Annotated in this window: 15 protein-coding genes; 6 read left to right on the plus strand and 9 right to left on the minus strand. The window is 38.1% G+C overall.

Annotated features, from left to right (window positions below; all coding sequences use genetic code 11):
• Positions 1 to 32: 32 nt before the first annotated feature.
• From CUN60_RS12970 to uvrA, 6 genes are all read right to left on the minus strand, one after another.
• The gene (locus tag CUN60_RS12970) at positions 33 to 209 is read right to left on the minus strand and encodes a hypothetical protein (RefSeq protein WP_158649368.1); all 177 of its coding nucleotides are present in this window, start codon (positions 207 to 209) and stop codon (positions 33 to 35) included.
• 249 nt (positions 210 to 458) lie between these two features.
• Positions 459 to 2,999: a beta strand repeat-containing protein gene (locus tag CUN60_RS09070; protein WP_158649369.1), complete on the minus strand. Its 2,541-nt coding sequence runs from the start codon at positions 2,997 to 2,999 to the stop codon at positions 459 to 461.
• A 464-nt stretch (positions 3,000 to 3,463) separates the two neighbouring features.
• A complete protein-coding gene (locus CUN60_RS09075) occupies positions 3,464 to 4,669 on the minus strand; it encodes a phosphopentomutase (RefSeq protein WP_102951735.1) in 1,206 nt (401 codons plus the stop codon).
• A 17-nt stretch (positions 4,670 to 4,686) separates the two neighbouring features.
• Positions 4,687 to 5,451, minus strand: coding sequence for a deoxyribose-phosphate aldolase (deoC, locus tag CUN60_RS09080; RefSeq protein WP_102951736.1), 765 nt, complete (start codon positions 5,449 to 5,451; stop codon positions 4,687 to 4,689).
• A gap of 12 nt (positions 5,452 to 5,463) precedes the next feature.
• Complete coding sequence (locus CUN60_RS09085) at positions 5,464 to 6,435, minus strand: YheT family hydrolase (RefSeq protein WP_102951737.1); 972 nt, start codon at positions 6,433 to 6,435, stop codon at positions 5,464 to 5,466.
• The gene (gene uvrA, locus CUN60_RS09090; RefSeq protein WP_102951738.1) at positions 6,436 to 9,270 is read right to left on the minus strand and encodes an excinuclease ABC subunit UvrA; all 2,835 of its coding nucleotides are present in this window, start codon (positions 9,268 to 9,270) and stop codon (positions 6,436 to 6,438) included.
• A 245-nt stretch (positions 9,271 to 9,515) separates the two neighbouring features.
• Here uvrA and CUN60_RS09095 point away from each other — a divergent pair, with 245 nt between their 5' ends.
• From CUN60_RS09095 to CUN60_RS09120, 6 genes are all read left to right on the plus strand, one after another.
• Positions 9,516 to 12,260, plus strand: a complete 2,745-nt coding sequence (locus tag CUN60_RS09095) for a valine--tRNA ligase (protein WP_102951739.1) — start codon at positions 9,516 to 9,518, stop codon at positions 12,258 to 12,260.
• A 13-nt stretch (positions 12,261 to 12,273) separates the two neighbouring features.
• Positions 12,274 to 12,450, plus strand: a complete 177-nt coding sequence (locus CUN60_RS09100) for a Trm112 family protein (RefSeq protein ID WP_102951740.1) — start codon at positions 12,274 to 12,276, stop codon at positions 12,448 to 12,450.
• Complete coding sequence (kdsB, locus tag CUN60_RS09105) at positions 12,443 to 13,216, plus strand: 3-deoxy-manno-octulosonate cytidylyltransferase (protein ID WP_102952467.1); 774 nt, start codon at positions 12,443 to 12,445, stop codon at positions 13,214 to 13,216. The genes CUN60_RS09100 and kdsB overlap by 8 nt, the downstream gene beginning before the upstream one ends.
• On the plus strand, positions 13,209 to 13,739 hold the full coding sequence (locus CUN60_RS09110; RefSeq protein ID WP_102951741.1) for a 2'-5' RNA ligase family protein: 531 nt from the start codon (positions 13,209 to 13,211) through the stop codon (positions 13,737 to 13,739). Before kdsB ends, CUN60_RS09110 begins: the two co-directional genes overlap by 8 nt.
• A gap of 1 nt (position 13,740) precedes the next feature.
• Positions 13,741 to 14,481 carry an HAD family hydrolase gene (locus tag CUN60_RS09115; RefSeq protein ID WP_102951742.1) on the plus strand — a complete coding sequence of 247 codons (741 nt, stop codon included), beginning with the start codon at positions 13,741 to 13,743 and terminating at the stop codon, positions 14,479 to 14,481.
• Between the two features lie 81 nt (positions 14,482 to 14,562).
• A complete protein-coding gene (locus CUN60_RS09120) occupies positions 14,563 to 15,855 on the plus strand; it encodes an L-cysteine desulfidase family protein (protein ID WP_222593250.1) in 1,293 nt (430 codons plus the stop codon).
• 123 nt (positions 15,856 to 15,978) lie between these two features.
• Here the strand turns inward: CUN60_RS09120 and CUN60_RS09125 are convergent, their stop codons facing one another.
• From CUN60_RS09125 to CUN60_RS09135, 3 genes are all read right to left on the minus strand, one after another.
• On the minus strand, positions 15,979 to 18,306 hold the full coding sequence (locus CUN60_RS09125; RefSeq protein ID WP_158649370.1) for a ligand-binding sensor domain-containing protein: 2,328 nt from the start codon (positions 18,304 to 18,306) through the stop codon (positions 15,979 to 15,981).
• 200 nt (positions 18,307 to 18,506) lie between these two features.
• The gene (locus CUN60_RS09130; protein WP_102951744.1) at positions 18,507 to 19,094 is read right to left on the minus strand and encodes a DNA-3-methyladenine glycosylase I; all 588 of its coding nucleotides are present in this window, start codon (positions 19,092 to 19,094) and stop codon (positions 18,507 to 18,509) included.
• A 1-nt stretch (position 19,095) separates the two neighbouring features.
• Positions 19,096 to 21,018: an ATP-binding cassette domain-containing protein gene (locus CUN60_RS09135; RefSeq protein ID WP_102951745.1), complete on the minus strand. Its 1,923-nt coding sequence runs from the start codon at positions 21,016 to 21,018 to the stop codon at positions 19,096 to 19,098.
• Positions 21,019 to 21,049: the final 31 nt, after the last annotated feature.

Consider the following 21,049-nt stretch of genomic DNA (forward strand, 5'->3'; position numbering starts at 1 on the left):
CTTATTTTAATTTTACAGATAATGTATAAACTCTAATGAAATATATATCCTTTAGCCTGATCAAGTGTTTCAAATTTGCCAATCACTTTAATCTCTAGCTCATCAATAACATGATATTTCTGGCTTTCTTTACGATTAACAATTACGAAGCGTCCACAGTGGCTACGCCATTCATTTTCTTTAATCTGATTCCAATTTGTCTGACTCATAAAATTTACCTCATTAATAGTTTTTACCTTACTTTGTCAGGCGTTATTATCTTATAATAAAATAATTTTGTCAAATAAGCAGATACAATGTCCTCTTTGAATACCCAAGACATTCAATAACCACACATAAAAAGAAGTTACTCTCTCATCTGACTGTCCTAGAATATCAAACTTACTAACTAGCTATTACTTGATAAAAAAAGACCTGCCAATTTTTGGTATCATGGCAGGCCTTTCCTAATCGACTGATTAATAAGGAGTTACTGCGTAAAGCGTTACACCATTCATGACAGGTAACTGACTCCAGCTAAGCGCATTTGACGAGGTTAGAATAGTTCCTTTTTCGCCAACAGCCGTGAAGCCACTACTTGTAGTTATTACGTTTAGCAGATTATATGTTGTGCCACTGGTTTGTAAGCTCCAAGTTGTACCGTTAGTTGAGGTAAGAATAGTTCCTTTTTCACCAACCGCAACAAATGTTCCATTAGCAAAAGCAATACCGTTTAATTTCAGGCTAACACCGCTGGGTTGCGCTTGCCAGCTACTGCCAGTGGCTGATGTCAGAATTGTACCATTTGCACCGACTGTAACAAATAAATCATTTCCATAAGCTATCCCATGTAAATTAGTAGTGCTCGGATTGGTAACACTTGTCCATGTAGTAGCATTACTAGACGTCAAAATTGTACCTGCACTGCCAACGATGACATATAGCCCATTAGCATAAGCAATACTCAATAAATTATTTGTACTGCCACTACTTAGTGTGCTCCAACTACTTCCGTTTGCAGAAGAAATAATTGTACCCGAGTCACCCACAGCAATAAATTTGCCATTAGCATAAATTAAGCCCAGAAGATTACTTGTACTACCGCTAGCAACACTTTCAAAGCTAGTTGCATTTGTACTAAGTAAAATACTACCCGCATCTCCTGCAGTTACAATTACTCCATTGCCTGAACTAATTGCATAGAAGTTTTTGGCAGTTCCGCTAATCTGAGTACTCCACGTTTGTCCATTTGACGAAGTTAGAATTGTCCCCACATCTCCAACTGCGACAAAAAGTCCATCGCCATAAGTGATTCCAGATAAATTATTGCTAGTATTACTAACTTGTTGTGTCCAAGTAATTCCATCCGGCGAAGTTTCAATTGTGCCACTATTACCGGATGCAGCAAACATTCCATCACCATAGCTAAGGTTTAGCAATGTTTCTTCAATTCCGCTATCTATCACAGTCCAAGTCTCACCATTATTGGTTGAGCGGATTACTGTACCAGAATTTCCAATCGCAACAATTGTACTGCCATTATTATTAACTCCACGAAGATTGTTACTGGTTCCACTTACTCTTACAGTCCAATTTATTCCATCTGACGAAGTTGTTATTTGCCCAGCTTCACCAACTATTGCAAAGGCGCTGCCGTTATAAGTTATGCTATAAAGAGAATAGGTGCTAATTCCACTATTCCTGCTAGTCCAGGTAACCGCATCGGGCGAAGTAACAATAGTTCCGGTAGTCCCAACTGCTACAAATAATCCAGCACCATAAGTAACACTACCAAAATTGCTAGTAACTCCACTATTTTGTCGCGTCCAAGTGACGGCATCTGGTGAAGTTATTACCACACCACCAGAGCCAACCGCAACAAATTTACCCGCAGCATACTTTATCCCGCGTAAATTGGTTGTAATTCCGCTATTTTGGGTAGCCCAGGTGATACCATCAGTTGAGGTTAGTAACACCCCACTGGTACCGATTACTACATAAGTACCATTGCCATAAGCAACATTATCAAGTTTATTGTTAACACTAGCTGTTTCTGGGGTCCAAGTTATCCCATCAGTAGAAGTAAGAATAGTACCTGAGTAACCAGTAACGATGTATTTTCCATTACCATAGCCAGCACCCATAAGATAGAACGTGTTGCCGCTAACGCGCTGAGTCCAGCTTACGCCATCAGGCGAAGTCAGAATTACTCCTGACACACCTACTGCAACAAATTGGTTGCCAGCATAGATTACATAAAGAATATTCGAGGTTACTCCACTTGATTGTGATGTCCAAGTTAAGCCATCTGGCGAAGTCATAATGATTCCGCTAGCTGCAACCATCACGAATTGATTTTGGGCATAAGTGATATTACGTAAGTTACTTTTGGTACCAATATCTATTGGCGTCCAGGTAACCGCATCGGTTGAAGTCAATACGACACCAGCATCACCAATGACTACATATTTTCCATCACCATAGGCCGCACTGTATAGTGCCACAGTGGTACCACTCGCTGGTTTTGTCCAGCTGCTACCATCGCTTGAAGTTAATAATAAGCCATTAAGTCCTAATGCGAAAAATTTACCATTAACGTAATTGATACCGATCATTTCATCGGTGGTACCACTATTTGCTGGCGACCATAAGTTACCATCGGCTGAAGTAAAGATTTCGCCAGCAGAACCAACCGCTACAAATTTTCCACTACCGTAAGCTACACCATGAAAACTAACATTAGCAGTATTACTATTAACTGCTGTCCAATTACTGCCATCAGGTGAGGTCAGAATCACTCCGGAGTAGCCGACTACCACGAAAGTACTACCATTAAATGCCGAGGTTGTATAATTGATTAAAGGTACTTGTAGATTTGTTAATTTAGTTCCTTGAAGCTGATTAATTTGATCAGATGCACCGCTAATCATATAGTTAGAACTGCTTGAAGACGATGAGCTGCTTGCTGAATTACATGCTGCTGCGAGTATTGTAGCGATAAGCAAAATAAATACTGTCATTATTCGCCTGAAAATATTAGTAGACTGCATCATTAGCTCCCTGGAAGATTTAATTTATATTACAACTTCCCATTTTACCGGATATTCTTAGCTAGAGGATGCTGTTGGTACTGTTTTTAGCCAACTTAACTCGGCTTGATGGTTACCAAAAAGCATACAAATATAATTTTTGCAAACCAATTAAAGCTTTAACTATCTGTTACTCATTTATTTATAGCTAATATTATTGATCTAAACAATTATCATGCACGATCATATATTGACAAAAATAAGTTGTTGTATTAATATTAATTACTAATCAAATATCATCTTTATTTCGAGTAGCCGATCCGAATAGAAGCATCACAATCGAAAACATGCTTTTAATCTTACGCTAATTTACTGGTTAGAATTTATAAATTTTAAGTTAGATAATTAGCTTATAAAAAAAATGCCTAATAAAAAAACCGCCAATTGGCGGTTTTTTAAGTGAAAGACACTCCATAATCAAGCTTAGGCAATCGTAGATGACTAGCTATTGTTTGCCCAATATCCGCAAAAGTACCACGAATTCCAATGTCAATTTCTTTACCACCATGATAGCCTATAACCGGAATATGCTCACGAGTATGATCAGTACCTGTCCAAGTAGGATCGCAACCATGATCCGCAGTAAAGATAAGAATATCATTCTGATTAAGACTCTCAATAATCTCCGGAATGCGGGTATCAAAATACTCCAATGCTTCCTTATAGCCTTTAACATCACGGCGATGACCAAAATTCATGTCAAAATCTACCAAATTAGTCATAATATAGACAGGTTTACCACTTGCTGGATATTCTTTAATTGCAGCAATCGTTTTATCGGTAAGTTCAGGTAAGCCACTAGCCTTAATTTCAACTGTAGTTCCCTGATGCGCATAAATATCGCCTATTTTACCAATCGCAACCACTTCGCCTCCATGTTCTTTACAAACATCAAGGATCGTAGGCGCTGAAGGTAATAAAGAATAATCCTTACGATTTTTGGTGCGGGCAAAATTTGCCGAGCTATCACCATCAAAAGGACGAGCAATAACTCTGGCTATATTATATGGCTCAAGCTCTTCGCGAGTAATTTCACACAAACGGTAGAGATTTTCCAGACCAAAGCTTTCTTCATGACAGGCAATCTGGAATACTGAATCAGCAGAAGTATAAAATATCGGTTTACCAGTTTTAATATGCTCTTCACCCAATTCAGTAATTATTGTCGTACCTGATGCATGACAATTACCAAGAAATCCCGGGATACCTGCACGCTTGACAATTTTATCCAATAATTCAGTTGGAAAACTATTCTCATGGGAGGTAAAATAACCCCAATCAAACATTACAGGGCAACCACCGATTTCCCAATGCCCACTAGTGGTATCTTTGCCAGAACTAAGTTCGCGTGCAGCACCATAAAAGCCATGTACCGAATAATCACTATTATCAGCATAAAGTGACTTGCTATTAACCGTTTGATATGCACGACCCAAGCCAAGCTTTAGCAAATTTGGAATCTTAAACTGAAGTCCATTATCATGACAATATTTATCAATATGCCCAAGGGTATTACTACCTTTATCACCAAATTTTTCTGCATCTGGCAGATCGCCAATACCAAAGGAATCAAGAACCATAACAATTACACGGTTTGTCATATTCATCTCCAATTAAATTAATATGCACTATTATCTGTGCTGCTTTGTCTATCATTTAGTACATCAAGTACATCACCAAGCAAACTTGAAGCTCCGAAACGGAATTTATCTGAACTAATCCAGTCCTCACTCATAATCTCGGCTGTAAGTTTCAAGTACTCTACAGCTTCGGATACACGACGAATCCCACCAGCAGCCTTAAAGCCACATTTAGAATTTAGCTCTTTAATGACTTTTAGCATAATTTCAGTTGCCTCCAGCGTCGCATTTACCGGAACTTTACCAGTTGAAGTCTTGATAAAATCAGCGCCGTTTTCTATCGAGATAATACTCGCTTCCCGAATAAGTTCTGGTTTAATCAACTCACCGCTTTCAATAATTACCTTCAGAACTTTATCTCCACATGTTTCTTTAGCTTTTTTAACAATTTCAGCACCGATTGCAGAGTCTCCTGCCATAAGTGCCTGATATGGAAATACTATATCAACTTCATCAGCACCAAGTTTGATCGCTTCTTCAGTTTCCTTAATGGCAAGATATTTATCAATACCACCATGAGGAAAGTTGGTAACAGTTGCAATTTTTACATCTAGTTTATTAGCAACAAAATAATCTTTAGCCACTGGGATAAACTGTCGATAAATGCATACAGCTGGTACGTGTCCAAAAGGAGTTTTAGCCTGTTTGCATAGGTTAAGAATAACTCCCGGAGTGTCGTTATCATTAAGACTAGTCAAATCAATCAGTCTTAATGTTGTTAATGCAGTTCTCTTTAAATCCATATACCCCCCTTATTAGTCTAGATGCTTACTATAATATTGTACCATAATTCTGGGTAGCTTGAGTAATGCCACCAAAAGGTCTTCTTCGTTCCCAACAAACCCAGCATGTCCGCCATAGTTTAAACCAAAGAACCTGACTACATTCGGCAGTTTTTCGCGATCTGGCCATGAATCGAATGGAATCATTGGGTCATTAGCAGACTGAATTATCATAGTTGGCTGTTGTATTTTATCAATAAAAAACTTTGAGCTAGATTTCTGGTAATACTCAATGGCACTTTTAAAGCGATACATTTGGGTAATGTACTTATCATTAAATTCATCCAAACTATCTACCTTCTGCCATTTTAAATCAGGGTATCTCTCGGCATACTGCTTCATTTTAGGCATTAGTGTTTTTAAAAAATATGGGACATAAAGTCGGCGATTAAGCCCACTATCGATCTGAAGTGATGCCGCCATTAGATCAAATGGTACCGAAATTGCAATTGCAGCATTAAGCAAATTCGCAGCAGGATTATTCTCTCCCAGTAACTTCAAAAGCATATTACCACTAAGTGAAACACCTGTCACAAAAAGCTGTGCTGGCGTAACTTTCTTAACGGTCTCAATCACAAAAGCTAAATCAGTTGTAAAACCGCCATGATAAAAATTAAAAGTAAGATTTAATTCGCCACTACAACCACGAGCATGAGCAACCACCCCACGCCAGCCAATTTGCTTTAGATAATACATTACCCGCTTCGCATAATGACTATCAGAACTACCCTCCATCCCGGGAAACAAAATCACGGTTGGTTTATCAACCACATCTGGATTAACCCAATCAAGATCAATAAAATCATTATCTGGAGTATAAATCCGTTGACGTAGATATTCGACCTTTATCAGCTGATTAGTCAAAATCAGTGGAATAATCGTCTGCCAATGTCCATTATCAAGAATACGCTTAATTCTGGTACTATCCAGTATCTTTTTTAACATTTATTTCCCTTTGGTTTTTGGCTTCAAATACTGTGCCAGATATTTACCAGTGTAACCCTTATTCTGTTTTACAATCTGTTCTGGTGTTCCAGTTGCAATTATTTGTCCGCCACCCTCACCACCTTCAGGACCAAGATCGATTATCCAATCAGCAGTTTTTATTACATCAAGATTATGTTCAATAACCACTACTGTATTCCCATGATCAGCAAATTTATGTAATACTTTTAGAAGTAGGTCAATATCATGAAAATGTAAACCAGTAGTTGGCTCATCAAGAATGTACATAGTCCGACCGGTATCGCGCTTAGATAACTCTAGCGCAAGTTTAACCCGCTGCGCTTCACCACCGGATAGAGTGGTTGCGGATTGACCAAGCCGGATATAACCCAAACCTACATCCATAAGAGTTTGTAATTTTTTAGCAATTGAGGGTACAGCAGCAAAGAAAGCTAGGCCTTCCTCAACCGTCATTTCTAGCACTTCATGAATGTTTTTACCTTTATACTGTATCTCAAGGGTTTCACGATTATAACGTTTACCCTTGCAAACATCACATAAAACATAAATATCTGGTAAGAAGTGCATTTCTACTTTAATCAGCCCATCACCCTGACAGGTCTCACAACGCCCACCTTTTACATTAAATGAGAACCGACCTGGTCCATAACCACGCTCACGAGCAATCGGTACTTGAGTAAAAAGCTCACGAATCGGTGTGAAAAGCCCAGTATAAGTAGCTGGATTAGAACGCGGTGTGCGTCCAATCGGACTTTGATCAACATTAATTACCTTATCAAAATTTTCAAGCCCGGTTATCTCATTATGATGCTCGGGATTTTCATTACTATTATAAAGATATTGCGCAACTGCCCGATAAAGCGTATCATTAATCAAGGTCGACTTACCCGAGCCAGATACTCCGGTTATACAAACCAAATTAGCAATTGGGATCTCCAGATTAACATTTTTCAGATTGTTGCCTGTAGCGCCAGTTAATGTCAATTTACCTTTATCTTGAGTACGACGCTTCTTAGGAATACTAATTTCTTTTTTGCCTGATAAATATTGTCCAGTAATGGAATCTTTCGATTTTTTTATTTCCTCGGGAGTTCCAGCAAAAATGACCTTACCACCATGTTCACCAGCACCAGGACCAATATCAACCAAAAAATCTGAGCTGATAATTGCATCTTCATCATGTTCAACAACGATCACGGTATTACCCAAATCACGTAATTTATTTAAAGTAGCAATTAATCTATCATTATCTCTTTGATGTAAACCAATCGATGGCTCATCAAGCACATACATCACTCCTGTTAATCCAGAACCAATCTGGCTTGCCAGACGAATCCGCTGCGCTTCACCACCAGATAATGTATCGGCAGAGCGATTTAGCATTAGATAATCTAAACCAACATCAATCAAAAAACCGACCCGGCTGGTAATTTCTTTCATTATCTTGCTGGCAATTTCCTGTTTATGCCCTTCCAGTTCAAGGCTATTAAAATAATCAAAACATTTTCTTAGTTGCCAGCGACTGATTTCAGCAATATTATATTTACCAACTGTTACGCATTGTGCCTCCATACGTAAACGCGAGCCATTACAACTTGGGCACTCTTTATTATTCTGATATTTAGTAAGTTCTTCTTTAACATGGAGACTTTCGGTTTCGTAATATCGTCGCTCGAGATTATTAACAATCCCCTCAAAAGATTGCTTGATGCTCCGATAACCGCCTTTTTCATTAAGTATATTAAAACTGATTGCCTCATTACCAGAACCAAAAAGTAAAATTTTTCTGATTTTCTCTGGTAATTCACTCCAAGGAGTCTCGATGTCAAAGTCATAATGGCTAGCAACAGACATAAGCATTTGGAACGTATATTGATTCCGTTTATCCCAACCTTTTATTGCACCATCGGCAATTGAGATCTCCGGGTTAGCTACTACCTTATCCGGATCAAAAAAAGTAATATGCCCAATCCCATCACACTTAGGACATGCGCCAATTGGATTATTAAATGAAAATATCCGTGGCTCCAGTTCTGGCATCGAATAATCACATTCAGGACAGGCAAATTTACTGGAAAACCATTTTTCGCTATTATCTTCAAGATTTACTAGTTTGATCTTACCTTCACCATGATTAAGTCCAGTTTCAACTGAATCAGTAAGCCGTGATTTTTGATCTGGCTTGATTTTTAGCCGATCAACAACAATTTCTATCGTATGTTTTTTGTTTTTATCTAGTAGCGGAGTTTCACCTAGATTATAAATCTCGTTATCAATTCGTACTTTAGTAAATCCAAGCACCTGAATATGGGCAAGTAAATCAACATGCTCACCCTTACGATTAACAATAAGTGGTGCAAGTAGCATGATTTTACTATCTTCCGGCAGTTCAAGGATTGAGTCAACAATTTGCCCGACTGATTGTGTTTGTAGCGGATTTTTATGGGTTGGGCAAAATGGCGTCCCGGCACGAGCAAAAAGAAGACGCAAATAATCATAAATTTCAGTAACTGTTCCAACGGTAGAGCGTGGGTTGTGTGAAGTTGCTTTCTGCTCAATAGAAATCGCTGGTGATAAACCCTCAATCAAATCAACTTCTGGTTTATCCATCTGCTGCAAAAACTGGCGTGCATAGGCTGATAAAGACTCGACATAACGCCGCTGCCCTTCAGCATATAAAGTATCAAATGCAAGCGATGACTTACCAGAACCAGATAGTCCAGTTATAACAATCAGCTTATTTTTTGGCAAGTCTAGATCAATATTTTTCAGATTATGAGTGCGTGCCCCGCGGATGGTAATTTTATCAAGCATAAGGTACCTGCCAGAAGTAAAAAATGGAGCAAAATTATACCACACATTTTAAGTTACACACTTTATAACTACAGAAAGAAAACCTTTACTAGAAATCAGATCAAATTGACATAATGCACCCAATAAACTATTCGGAATAAATCACCTCACACATTATGCTGACATAGTTTGAGGCAAAACCCTTCCTTATGTTAAAATTACGGGTTTTATAATATTATTTTTATGCGATTCAAGGATTGAAATTGATGGAACTAGCCAAAACATATGCACCCAGTGAGATAGAGTCTAAGTGGTACCCAATTTGGGAAGAAAAAGGTTATTTTAAGCCAAATATGGATAAGAACGCACCAAGTTATTGTATCCAACTACCACCACCCAACGTTACTGGTACTTTGCATATGGGGCATGCTTTCCAACAAACTATTATGGATATTTTGATTCGTTACCACCGCATGAAAGGCTATAACACTTTATGGCAGGCTGGGACTGATCATGCTGGAATTGCAACGCAGATCGTGGTTGAGCGTCAATTAGATGCAATCGGCGTATCGCGACATGATTTGGGGCGTGAAGAATTTATCAAGCGCGTCTGGGATTGGAAGAAAATTTCTGGCGATACAATTACTCGCCAAATGCGCCGTCTAGGAGCATCATGTGATTGGTCACGTGAACGCTTTACTATGGATGAAGGCTTATCCAAAGCAGTTAGTGAAGTATTTGTAAGTTTATACCAAAAAGGTTATATTTATCGTGGGAAGCGATTAGTAAACTGGGATATCCAGCTACAAACTGCAGTATCCGATCTGGAGGTTGTTTCTGAAGAAGAAAATGGTAGCCTTTGGCATATTCGTTATCCAGTGAAAGATAGTAATGAGTCAATTGTAGTTGCAACTACACGTCCAGAAACCATGCTTGGTGATGTTGCTGTTGCGATAAATCCTGAAGATGAACGCTATAAGCATTTAATTGGTAAGACATTGATATTGCCGTTAGTTGGACGCGAAATACCGATTATTATCGATGATTATGTCGATGCTAACTTTGGAACTGGTTGTGTAAAAATTACTCCAGCACATGATTTTAATGATTATGATATCGGCAAACGGCATAATTTGCCAATGATTAGCATACTTACTCTAGATGGTAAAATCAATGAAAATGCACCAACTGAGTATCAAGGAATGGAGCGCTTTGCTGCGCGTAAGCAAGTAGTTGCTGATCTCGAGGCGCAAGGTTATCTGGTAGAAATCAAACCACATAAACTAATGGTGCCACGAGGGGACAGAACCAATGTAGTGATTGAGCCGATGCTTACTGATCAATGGTTTATGGCAATGGATAAATTTGCCGCACGTGGTTTGGAGTTGGTAGAGTCTGGGAAGATTAAATTTGTACCAGAAAACTGGAAAAAAACTTATGATCAGTGGCTAACTAATATTCAGGATTGGTGTATTTCTCGTCAACTATGGTGGGGACACAGGATACCAGCGTTTTATGATGATAAAGGTAATGTCTTTGTTGCGAAGACTTTGGAAGAGGCTGCACAGCAGGCTGGGACTAATGCTCTTACACAGGATAATGATGTATTAGATACTTGGTTTAGTTCGGCACTATGGTGTTTTTCTACTCTTGATTGGCCACAGGATAATGATTATCTAAAAGCTTTCCTCCCATCAAATGTGTTAGTAACCGGGTTTGATATTATCTTCTTCTGGGTGGCACGGATGATAATGCTAACCGAAGAATTTACTGGCGAAGTACCATTTAAAGATATTTACATCAATGGGCTAATTATGGATGCTCATGGTGAAAAAATGTCGAAATCTAAAGGGAACATTATTGATCCGCTCGATATTATCAATGGAATCTCGATTGATGAGCTGGTTAAAAAACGTACCGCTAATTTGATGAATCCAAAGCAAGCCGAAAAAATCGCGAAACAAACGCAGAAAGATTATCCAGATGGCTTTACTCCGTTTGGTGCCGATGCCTTGCGCTTCTCGTTAGCAACCCTGGCAACTCAGGCGCGCTATATTAATTTTGACTTAAAGCGGATTGAAGGCAATCGTAATTTCTGTAATAAAATCTTCAATGCAACTAAATTTGTTTTGATGCAGGTGGAAAATCATCAAGAATTAATCGGTAGTGGAAATAAAAAATCGCTTATTGATCAGTGGATTTTATCTGAATTAGCAAAATTAATTACTGATGTTGAAAATGGTTTTGCAAGCTATCGCTTTGATTTGGCAAGCCAACGGATTTACGAATTTGTCTGGAATGAGTTATGTGATTGGTATCTTGAACTAGCCAAGGTTAATTTACAATCCGAAGATAAGGAAATTAAAGCTGGGACAATTGATACATTATTAACAGTACTTGAGGCTGTATTACGTATTATGCATCCGATAATGCCTTTTCTTACTGAAGAATTATGGCAAGTAGTTGCACCATTAGCTAATAAAAAAGCTAAAGAGTCAATTGTAATTAGTAACTACCCGCAAAAAGAAGATTATGTACAGTCTAATCAGTCGCAAATAGATGGATTTATTGCTCAATTAAAGAATCTAATTGGCGTTGTACGTAATCTCCGTGCTGAGATGAATATTCAGCCAGCTGTTAAAGTTCCATTATTTATTGAAACGAGCAATCCTGATGAATACTCAGGTTTTGTTAATTATATTAAAATGCTCGCAAAAATTGAAACGGTTAGTATAGTAGCCAAACTTGAAGATTCACAAGCTCCAGTAGCGGTAATTCAAGGTGGACGCTTGATGTTAAAGGTTGAAATTGATATAGCAGCTGAGAAATCTCGCTTAACTAAAGAAATTGAGAAAAATACAAAAGAAATCGAAAAGATGAAAGTTAAACTGGATAACCCAAATTACGCGCTTCGTGCACCAGCTGAACTAGTAGCAAAAGATCAGGCACGGGTTAGTGAATTAAATGCAATTGTTGTAACACTTACGCAGCAATTAGCCAAATTATCTTGATCGGAGAGAATAAATGGATGCGAAACTACTTGAAATATTGGTATGTCCAGTTTGTAAGGCAAAAGTTGAATATGATAAACCAAATCAAGAATTGGTTTGTAATAAATGTAAGCTAGCATATCCGATAGATGATGGGATTCCGGTAATGCTTATTGATGAAGCAAGGAATTTTGAAAATGCCAGTGAATAATTTTACGGTAGTAATTCCGGCGCGGATGAGTTCTACCAGATTGCCGCGCAAAATGGTGCTAGATGTGGTCGGAGTACCTCTTATCGTTAGGGTTGCTAGACAGGCGCTTAAAAGTAATGCCAATCAGGTAGTGGTTGCCACCGATCATCAGGAAATTTATGATATTTGTGTCGCACATGGACTTAATGTAGTTATGACGAGTAGCGAACATCAATCAGGAACTGACCGAATTAGTGAAGTGGTCGGTAAGCTTGGGCTTATGCCAGATGAAGTTATCGTAAATGTACAGGGCGATGAACCGTTAATTGATCCTGAGTTGATTAATCAATTGGCACAGTTTATTATCCGTAAACAAACGGCAATTGCTACACTTGCGCATCCAATTCATAGTAGTGATGAAGTGTTTAATCCCAATGTAGTAAAAGCCGTGATAAATCATGAAAGTCATGCACTTTATTTTTCAAGAGCACCAATTCCATACTATCGCGATGGTTATACTCATGGTGGTAAGGTTGAATTACCTAAGCAGATTAATGTATTACGCCACATTGGTATTTACGCGTATCAGGTGAGTTTTCTTAATCTTTATCATCAGTTACCAGTTTGCCCATTAGAGCAAGTTGAAGCATTAGAACAATTGCGCGCCATGTATAATGGTTATAAAATTTCAGTGATGATTACTCCTGATGCTCCAGCGGCTGGTGTTGATACACTTGAAGATCTAGTACGTGTACGTCAAATTATTGCCGCGGAGGAATATGAGTAATTTATATTATATTGGACTTATACCGGATGAAGAACTAAATTCTTTATGTGTAGCTTATAAAAATCAGGCAGAAGAGCTTTTTGCTTGTAAGGCAGCCAAAAAATCGCCTGCGCATATAACTATAGTTCCTCCTTTTGAGATAGATAGCTCAAATATGGAATTGATTAATCAAGAGTTATCCGAATTAGTCAAAAACTATACTACGCTAGAACTAGCGATTCATGGTTGGAATCATTTTAAAGAACGTACCATTTATATGGCGATTGAGGCAACACCTCAGCTGAAACAAATCTTTACAGAAGTTTATGAGCGAGTAATTCATTATGTTACTCCACGTGGCGATAGAAAATTCATACCTCATATTAGCATCATCAACCGTGATTTGTTAGCAGAAAACTTCACTGCTGCCTATGACTTCTTTAGCCAAAAGCCATTACCCGCCAAATGTGTTTGTAGTAAACTAGTACTCTTTAGTCTGGTAAATGGAAAATGGCGAAATTCGATAAGTTATAATTTGATTTAGTATGAATATGAAATATTTGCCACTTTATTGTCTTTTATTTGCGAGTAGTCTGGTTTATGCCATAACCCCACCGCAAATATTACTTCCCAGTACTAGCACGCCAGACGATCTGAGCTTAATTCGACAAAAAGAGGAATCTCGCGAATTAAGCATTGAAGAGCAATTAGTTTATAAACAAATGTTCAGCATGGCTTATGCTAATATTGACACCCTAGTTGACGATGCTAACCTCAAGCCAAAAACTTGGGCAACTGTATTTTCATATGGGACAATTATCACTGGAAAGCTAAGAAATAGTGGTAATACCAGCTATCTAGTTGAGTCGGCATTACCCGGTGCACAAGAAATTAGCTGTAATATAGAGAAGCTCGGCGGACGAGTTATCATCGTTAGTAATTATACGGAAAGTGGGCTTACTTATTCACAACTAGCTCAACTGCGAGCAAGCGAAAGTGAACTCAAAAAACAAAAAATTTGCTATAGTAGCCTCATTGTGGCAAATGCGGCAGATGCTACCAATAAAAACCCGCGATTTGTTGCAATTTCCTCTGGAGATTATGAGAGTGTTGTAACAACAGCAAAATTGCCACCGCTAAAAATTATTGCATATTTTGGGACCAAATTTGAAGATTTCCCAGACTTTAAAGCAAATACAGCAAGCATGTTATCGCCAGACTCTTCAAAATTTGAACCATTTGGCTATAACTATTTCCTCTTACCTGATTTTCTTAGTAAAAATTGACCCAATATTGCATTGCAATGATAATAATTGGTAAAATGTAATATAATTGCGCTTAGTTGACTTAATTAGAAGGTTATTCCAGTGAGTTTTGATCAAGACACCATAAATAAAGTAATTGAATTATTCAAAAATGAAGTTATTCCAGCAGAAGGCTGTACTGAGCCAATTGCTATAGCACTAGCGACAGCAAAAGCTCGAGAAATACTTGGGTGTGAACCAGAACATATTAATCTCATCCTCTCGGGAAATATAATTAAAAATGTTAAGAGTGTATTTGTACCCAATAGTGGTAATATGGTGGGAATTGAAGTTGCAGCTGCCATGGGAGCACTTGCTGGTGATGCCAATCAAGAATTAATGGTGCTTAGCAAGGTTACACCAGAAGAAATGGTAAAAGTACGTGAATTTTTGGCTAAAGATACTGTACACTACACTAAGTCAGATAATAATTTTAAACTTTATATTAAAGTTAAAATGATTGCAGGGAGTCAATCGGCAAGTGTTGAACTAAAACACGTCCACAACAATATTACCGAGATAGTTAAAAATGGTGAGACTCAGCTAAAAATTAACGACTCAGGCAGTAAAGCTAAACTTGAAGACGATGCAGCAATCCTTAATATAAAGTTAATTTATGATCTAGCTAAAGAGGTTGATATAAATCTTCTAAAGCCTATTCTTGAAAAAATTATTAATTGTAATACCGCTATTTCAATAGAAGGCTTAACTCATGACTATGGGGTTAGAACCGGAAAAAATATTAAAACCAGTATTGAACGTGGATTTTATGGCAAAGATGCAAGAAATCTGAGTGCTAGTAATGCAGCTGCCGCAAGCGATGCACGGATGGGGGGCTCGGCAATGCCCGTGATGACTGCTGCCGGAAGTGGTAATGTTGGTTTAACTTCATCAATTCCAGTTATTACCTATTGCCGAGAAAATGGCTTAAGTGAAGATAAAATGATGCGCGGACTGATTTTTTCAATTCTAGCATCAGTACATATAAAAAACAATATTGGACGGCTTTCTGCATACTGTGGACCTATGTGTGCTGCAGGAGCAGTATCTGGAGCATTAGTCTTTCTTAATGATGAGAGTTATGAGGTAGTGGCAAAAGCAATTATTAATACCCTATCTGGAGTATCTGGTGTATTTTGCGATGGAGCAAATTCATCATGCTCAGTAAAAATAGCCAACGGCACATATGCTGCCTTTGATGGTGCTGCATCAGCAATGAATGGTAATGTGGTTACACCCGGAGACGGAATTGTTGCGGATGATGTTGAAGCAACTATTCGTAATATTGGTGAGCTTGCCCGTGATGGAATGCGTGAAACTGATGAGGTTATTCTTGAAATAATGACCCGTAAGTAAGAAACCAAATATCGCACGCGCACATTAAACTGTTACGCTTCAATATTAGTTGGTTCATTTATTTTTATTCTTAATTAAAATAGGCGTTACAAAATGGAACGCCTATTAAATTTATAAATTAGCCTAATAGCCAGCTGTACCAGTTATATTTATAGAAACACCGATACCATAACCAGTATTTATCCATAAGCCACCACTACCTGAGTATTCCCAGACCAAACCACCAGCCGTCGCAGCATAAAGATTGCTCTCGCCATCAAAGCTAAGGCTATTAACTCCAAGGGTATCAAGAGAATAAGTATTGATTTGTACCCATGATAAACCATTATACTTAAATACATTACCACCCTGAATTTGATTTCCTTGAACGGCTGATGTCGCAGCATAAACATTTAAAGAGCTATCAGTAATTACACTAGTTATCGGATTCCCATCAAGTGTTCCAAGTCCAACCATCACCCAGCTACTCCCACCAACAGGATATTTCCAAACAAGACCTCCACTGCCCATACCAGCTGTCGCAGCATAAAGATTTCCAGCACTATCCATAGTGATTGAATTTATTGGGCTACCATCAAGCGACTGTCTTGAAGCACTTCCCGCAAGTACGGTCCAAGTATTGCTTGTACTATTATATACTTGCACACGCCCATCTTTTAATATTTGATCACCATTACTATCATAATAATTCACGCTAGCATATAATCGCCCACCTGAAGTAGTCAATAAGTCTGATGGCTGATAGAGATCATCACTAAATATTGAGTTCCAGCTACCACCATTATTATTACTAGTATAAATATTTGTATTTATTCCAGCATAAATATTACTTTCATAGGTTGTGAGTGCAACAATATTACCAAGATTTAAATTGCCAAGCTGTACCCATAATTTATTTGCACTGAGATATTTAAAGACATTATTCTGTGTCCCAGCATAATAGCTACCGTCACTAGCTATATTTACTGAATATACTGCTGTACCATCAAGAGCACCAGTTCCAATTGGTTGCCACATATTTGCAGTATACTGATAGACCATTCCTGTACTACCACCACTATTAGCCGTGCTAGTATAAAGAGTATTATTTTTTATGGCAAGAGCAGAAACTCCACCATTATTTAATGTTCCAATACTATCCCAGCGAGCATTTCCAGCATCATATAAATAGACCTGTCCATTGTCGCTATCACCATAGGTTCCAGCATAAATACTTGAATCATTGAGCATCATGCTTGCTATTGCAGAAGCTGAGGTTGCATCTGGAATACCTAACAATGTCCATGAAGTCCCGCTTCCATCATATTCATATACCTTACCAGTTGCAGTTCCTGTATAAAGACCACTACTATTTACAACGACTACATTTACTGAGCCATCATTAAAGGCACTAATTGTAGTCCAGCTTGTTCCTCCACCACCGTCATACTGATATACCTGCCCATCTCCACCATTTCCTTGTGTCGCTGCATAGATATCCCCAGCTGTACTAATCGCAATTGATTGAATACCTGTACTATCGGGAGAACCAAGAGTTACCCACGCGCCACTTACATATTTGAATACACCATTGTCAGTATTTGAACTATTATTAGTTCCAACATAAAGATTATTACTCGAATCAAGGGCAAGTGTTTTAATTGGCTGATTTAGGCTAGATGCAATTAAATTCCAGACCCCGTTAATATATTTAAAAACATTCCCAGCACTTGTCCCAGCGTATAAATTATTATTAGTGTCCAAAATTAAAGCATTTACACCTGAACCATCTAGAGAACCACCACCTCCGCTACCAGCAAGCATAATCCAGTAACCCAGAGTTGCATTATATTTAAATACCTTACCCGCACCAAAGCCATTAAATATTCCACCACCAGTCCCGGCATAAAAATTACCACTAGAATCTATCGCAAGACCATTTATTTGACTGGAGTCAATGGTAGCTAATGGTGAATTGCCAGCAATTAAACTACCATTATTAAAAACCAGACCATCTTGAGTTCCAAATATGATTCCACTTAATGTAACTGGAGGTATAGCTGTAACTGTTATTATTCCAGAAGTAGTCGATGCTATACCAGTTGAACTTGCAGTAAAATTTGCTGAACCAGCGCCAATACCAGTAATTTTTACTGTACATGATGGAACTGTTGCTGATAAGGTACAATTGCTTGGAGATATAAAAATAACTGAGCTATTATTATTGATGATTGCAACTATTGTTGATTCGGTTGTTGGTGGATTAGTAATGCTTATGGTCATTGTAATCGATTCCCCAACCACAAGTGTGGACCTAGTAGATGATGAAATTACTAATTCTTCAGTACTAGGCGTAGGGGTTGGTGTGGGCGATGGAGAGCTGCTACTTCCTGCGGAACAAGAGATTAGTACTCCACTTACAAGTATTATTGAAAGTAAACCCTGACATTTTCTAAATAACCTAACCAGCATAATTTAAATTTTCCAAACAAATGTACAAAAATAACATTCTACAGTAAAAAATTACTTTTATAACATCCGAATTGGATATAATCAGTAACATAAAGAATAATTCCGTAATTATTTTCCTAGATCAATCAACATAAATTAAAATAAGTTTATATATCAATACATTAAACATAAAAACAAAGTGTCGCATTTTGTACACACATTTACTTACACCAGCAGTCAAGAAGATGATCATTAACCACGCCAATTGCCTGTAAATGTGCATAAATCGTGGTTGAACCAACAAACTTGAAGCCACGCTTCTTCAAATCTTTGGCAACTAGATCAGACAACTCAGTGGTAGCCGGAACTTGGCTCATACTATTCCATTGGTTATCTACAACTTTATGTCCAGTAAAACCCCAAATATAATTATCAAATGAACCAAATTCTTGCTGTATCAAGAGAAACTTTTCTGCATTAACGATTGCCGCCCTGATTTTTGCTTGATTCCTGATAATCCCCGCATCATTCATCAACCGCCCAACATCTGACTCATCAAAAGCAGCTACCTTTTGCGCGATAAACCCAGCAAAAGCTTGACGATAATTTTCTCGGCGCTGAAGAATCGTGTACCAGCTAAGACCAGCTTGCATTGTTTCTAATAATAGAAATTCAAAATGCTTATCTTCATCATGAAGTGGTTTCCCCCATTCCTCATCATGATAGCGCTGATAAAGTTCTGATTTATTGCACCAGCCGCAACGATTTTTACCATCTTCAAGTAATATAGGTTTTTGCTTATTTGTCATATTATTTTACCTTATTCTCCAATTCTTCCCAGCGCGCCAATTTCTCTAATAATAACTCATCGATTTCAGCAACCCGCGCATGGTATTTGGTGGCTAATTCTGGATTATCTTTGTATAACTGAGAATCTTGCAGCTTCAGATTCAAATCAGCTTGCTCCGCTTCAAGAGAAGCCAGTAAATCTGGTAATTGTTCTAGTTCAGTTTTTTCTTTATACGACAATTTATTTCGCTGTTGCGTCTGCTTATTTAGGTTAGAGTCTTTACTTGACTTATCTACATTAGCTACATTTTCAATAGGCTTCTTTTCTGCATAAAATTCAGCAAAATATTGATCTTTATAGCTAAACCAATCACTATAACCACCGCTAAATTCAAGAATATTTCCCTCACCGAGAAAAACCCAAGATTGGGTTACCACATTATCAAGAAATTCCCGGTCATGGCTTACTAAAAACACGGTTCCTGGATAATTTGCCAATAGCTCTTCAAGTAACTCAAGAGTATCCATATCCAAATCATTGGTTGGTTCATCCAATACCAAAACATTTGCGGGCTGCGAAAATAAGCGCGCCAGTAAAAGCCGATTACGCTCACCACCAGACAATGAAGCTACTGGTGAACGGAAGCGTGCCGGATCAAACAAAAACTCTTCCAGATATGTAGCTATATGCTTACGTGCACCATTGATAAATACATAGTCCTGCCCTTGCGCTACCACATCCTGAATAGTAGCATCATCATCAAGCTGCTGGCGAAGCTGATCAAAATAAGCCACTTCCAATTTAGTCCCGAGTTTTACTTTGCCGCTAGAAGGCTCCAATTCACCAAGAATAGCTTTAAGTAGAGTTGATTTACCAGCACCATTACCACCGATAAGACCAATCTTATCGCCCCGCAAAATTTTAGCTGAGAAATCACGGATAATTTGTCGCTCACCAAAACTCACTTGTAAATGTTCAATTTCAGCAACAATCTTACCGGATAACTGCCCACTATCGATCTGTAATCTTACTTGACCTTGATGATCTCGGCGATTTTTGCGAGTCTCTCTTAATTCTTGCAACCTTCTAACCCGACCTTCATTTCGAGTGCGGCGTGCTTCAATACCTTTACGAATCCATACTTCTTCTTGCGCCAAAAACTTATCAAACTCAGAATTAGTCTTAGCTTCGTCGGCCAACTGGCGTTCTTTTAATTCCTGATAACGTGCAAAATTACCAGTATAGCTACGGATACTACCACGATCTAATTCAAGTATTTTGTTAACCGTATTATCGAGAAAACGTCTATCATGTGTAATTAAAACAATTGCTCCGGGGAAATTATTGATTACACCCTCAAGCCATTCAATCGCAAATACATCCAAATGATTGGTTGGCTCATCAAGAAATAGAATATCTGGATTTACAACTAAGGCTTTGGCGAGCGCAACTTTTTTCCTAACTCCACCAGAAAGATCGCCAACAATTTGATGTCCATCTAGCCCAAGCTCTGACAATGTTTTATCAATCAGGTTTTTAACTGTCCAGCCATTATGTAATTCAAGTTCATGCTGTAATCGTTCGATTTTGGACAAAAGCGCTTCACTATAATCACTTGCCATTTGATCTAAAGCAGCATAATAATCTGTAAGATTGGCGGTAAGATTTCCCAAGCCACTCATTACTTCCTGAAATATTGTGTTGCCATCATTTAATTCAGGCTCCTGAGCTACATAAACTATCTTTAGCCCCTCCTGATAATGAATCCTACCATCATCTGCTTTATGTGCACCAGCAATCACTTTTAAAAAAGAAGACTTCCCTGCCCCATTTCTACCAATCAAGCCATATTTATCATTTTTTTCAAGCGCAAAACTCACCTTATCAAGTAGTTGATGATGTCCAAACGCCAAACTGACTTTATCTACCGTAATTATCGCCATTTATAATCCATTTCATTATTTATCTAACCAT

Source organism: Aquella oligotrophica (assembly GCF_002892535.1).
Taxonomy (GTDB): Bacteria; Pseudomonadota; Gammaproteobacteria; order Burkholderiales; family UBA11063; genus Aquella; species Aquella oligotrophica.

Bases quoted from the DNA above. Each gene is read 5' to 3' on its own strand.
- CUN60_RS09115 (WP_102951742.1), top strand. From the start codon at position 13,741: ATGAATATGAAATATTTGCCACTTTATTGTCTTTTATTTGCGAGTAGT.
- CUN60_RS09125 (WP_158649370.1), bottom strand. From the start codon at position 18,306: ATGCTGGTTAGGTTATTTAGAAAATGTCAGGGTTTACTTTCAATAATA.
- CUN60_RS09085 (WP_102951737.1), bottom strand. From the start codon at position 6,435: ATGTTAAAAAAGATACTGGATAGTACCAGAATTAAGCGTATTCTTGAT.
- CUN60_RS09130 (WP_102951744.1), bottom strand. From the start codon at position 19,094: ATGACAAATAAGCAAAAACCTATATTACTTGAAGATGGTAAAAATCGT.
- CUN60_RS09100 (WP_102951740.1), top strand. From the start codon at position 12,274: ATGGATGCGAAACTACTTGAAATATTGGTATGTCCAGTTTGTAAGGCA.
- deoC (WP_102951736.1), bottom strand. From the start codon at position 5,451: ATGGATTTAAAGAGAACTGCATTAACAACATTAAGACTGATTGATTTG.
- CUN60_RS12970 (WP_158649368.1), bottom strand. From the start codon at position 209: ATGAGTCAGACAAATTGGAATCAGATTAAAGAAAATGAATGGCGTAGC.
- CUN60_RS09135 (WP_102951745.1), bottom strand. From the start codon at position 21,018: ATGGCGATAATTACGGTAGATAAAGTCAGTTTGGCGTTTGGACATCAT.
- CUN60_RS09095 (WP_102951739.1), top strand. From the start codon at position 9,516: ATGGAACTAGCCAAAACATATGCACCCAGTGAGATAGAGTCTAAGTGG.
- CUN60_RS09075 (WP_102951735.1), bottom strand. From the start codon at position 4,669: ATGACAAACCGTGTAATTGTTATGGTTCTTGATTCCTTTGGTATTGGC.
- CUN60_RS09110 (WP_102951741.1), top strand. From the start codon at position 13,209: ATGAGTAATTTATATTATATTGGACTTATACCGGATGAAGAACTAAAT.
- CUN60_RS09070 (WP_158649369.1), bottom strand. From the start codon at position 2,999: ATGACAGTATTTATTTTGCTTATCGCTACAATACTCGCAGCAGCATGT.
- uvrA (WP_102951738.1), bottom strand. From the start codon at position 9,270: ATGCTTGATAAAATTACCATCCGCGGGGCACGCACTCATAATCTGAAA.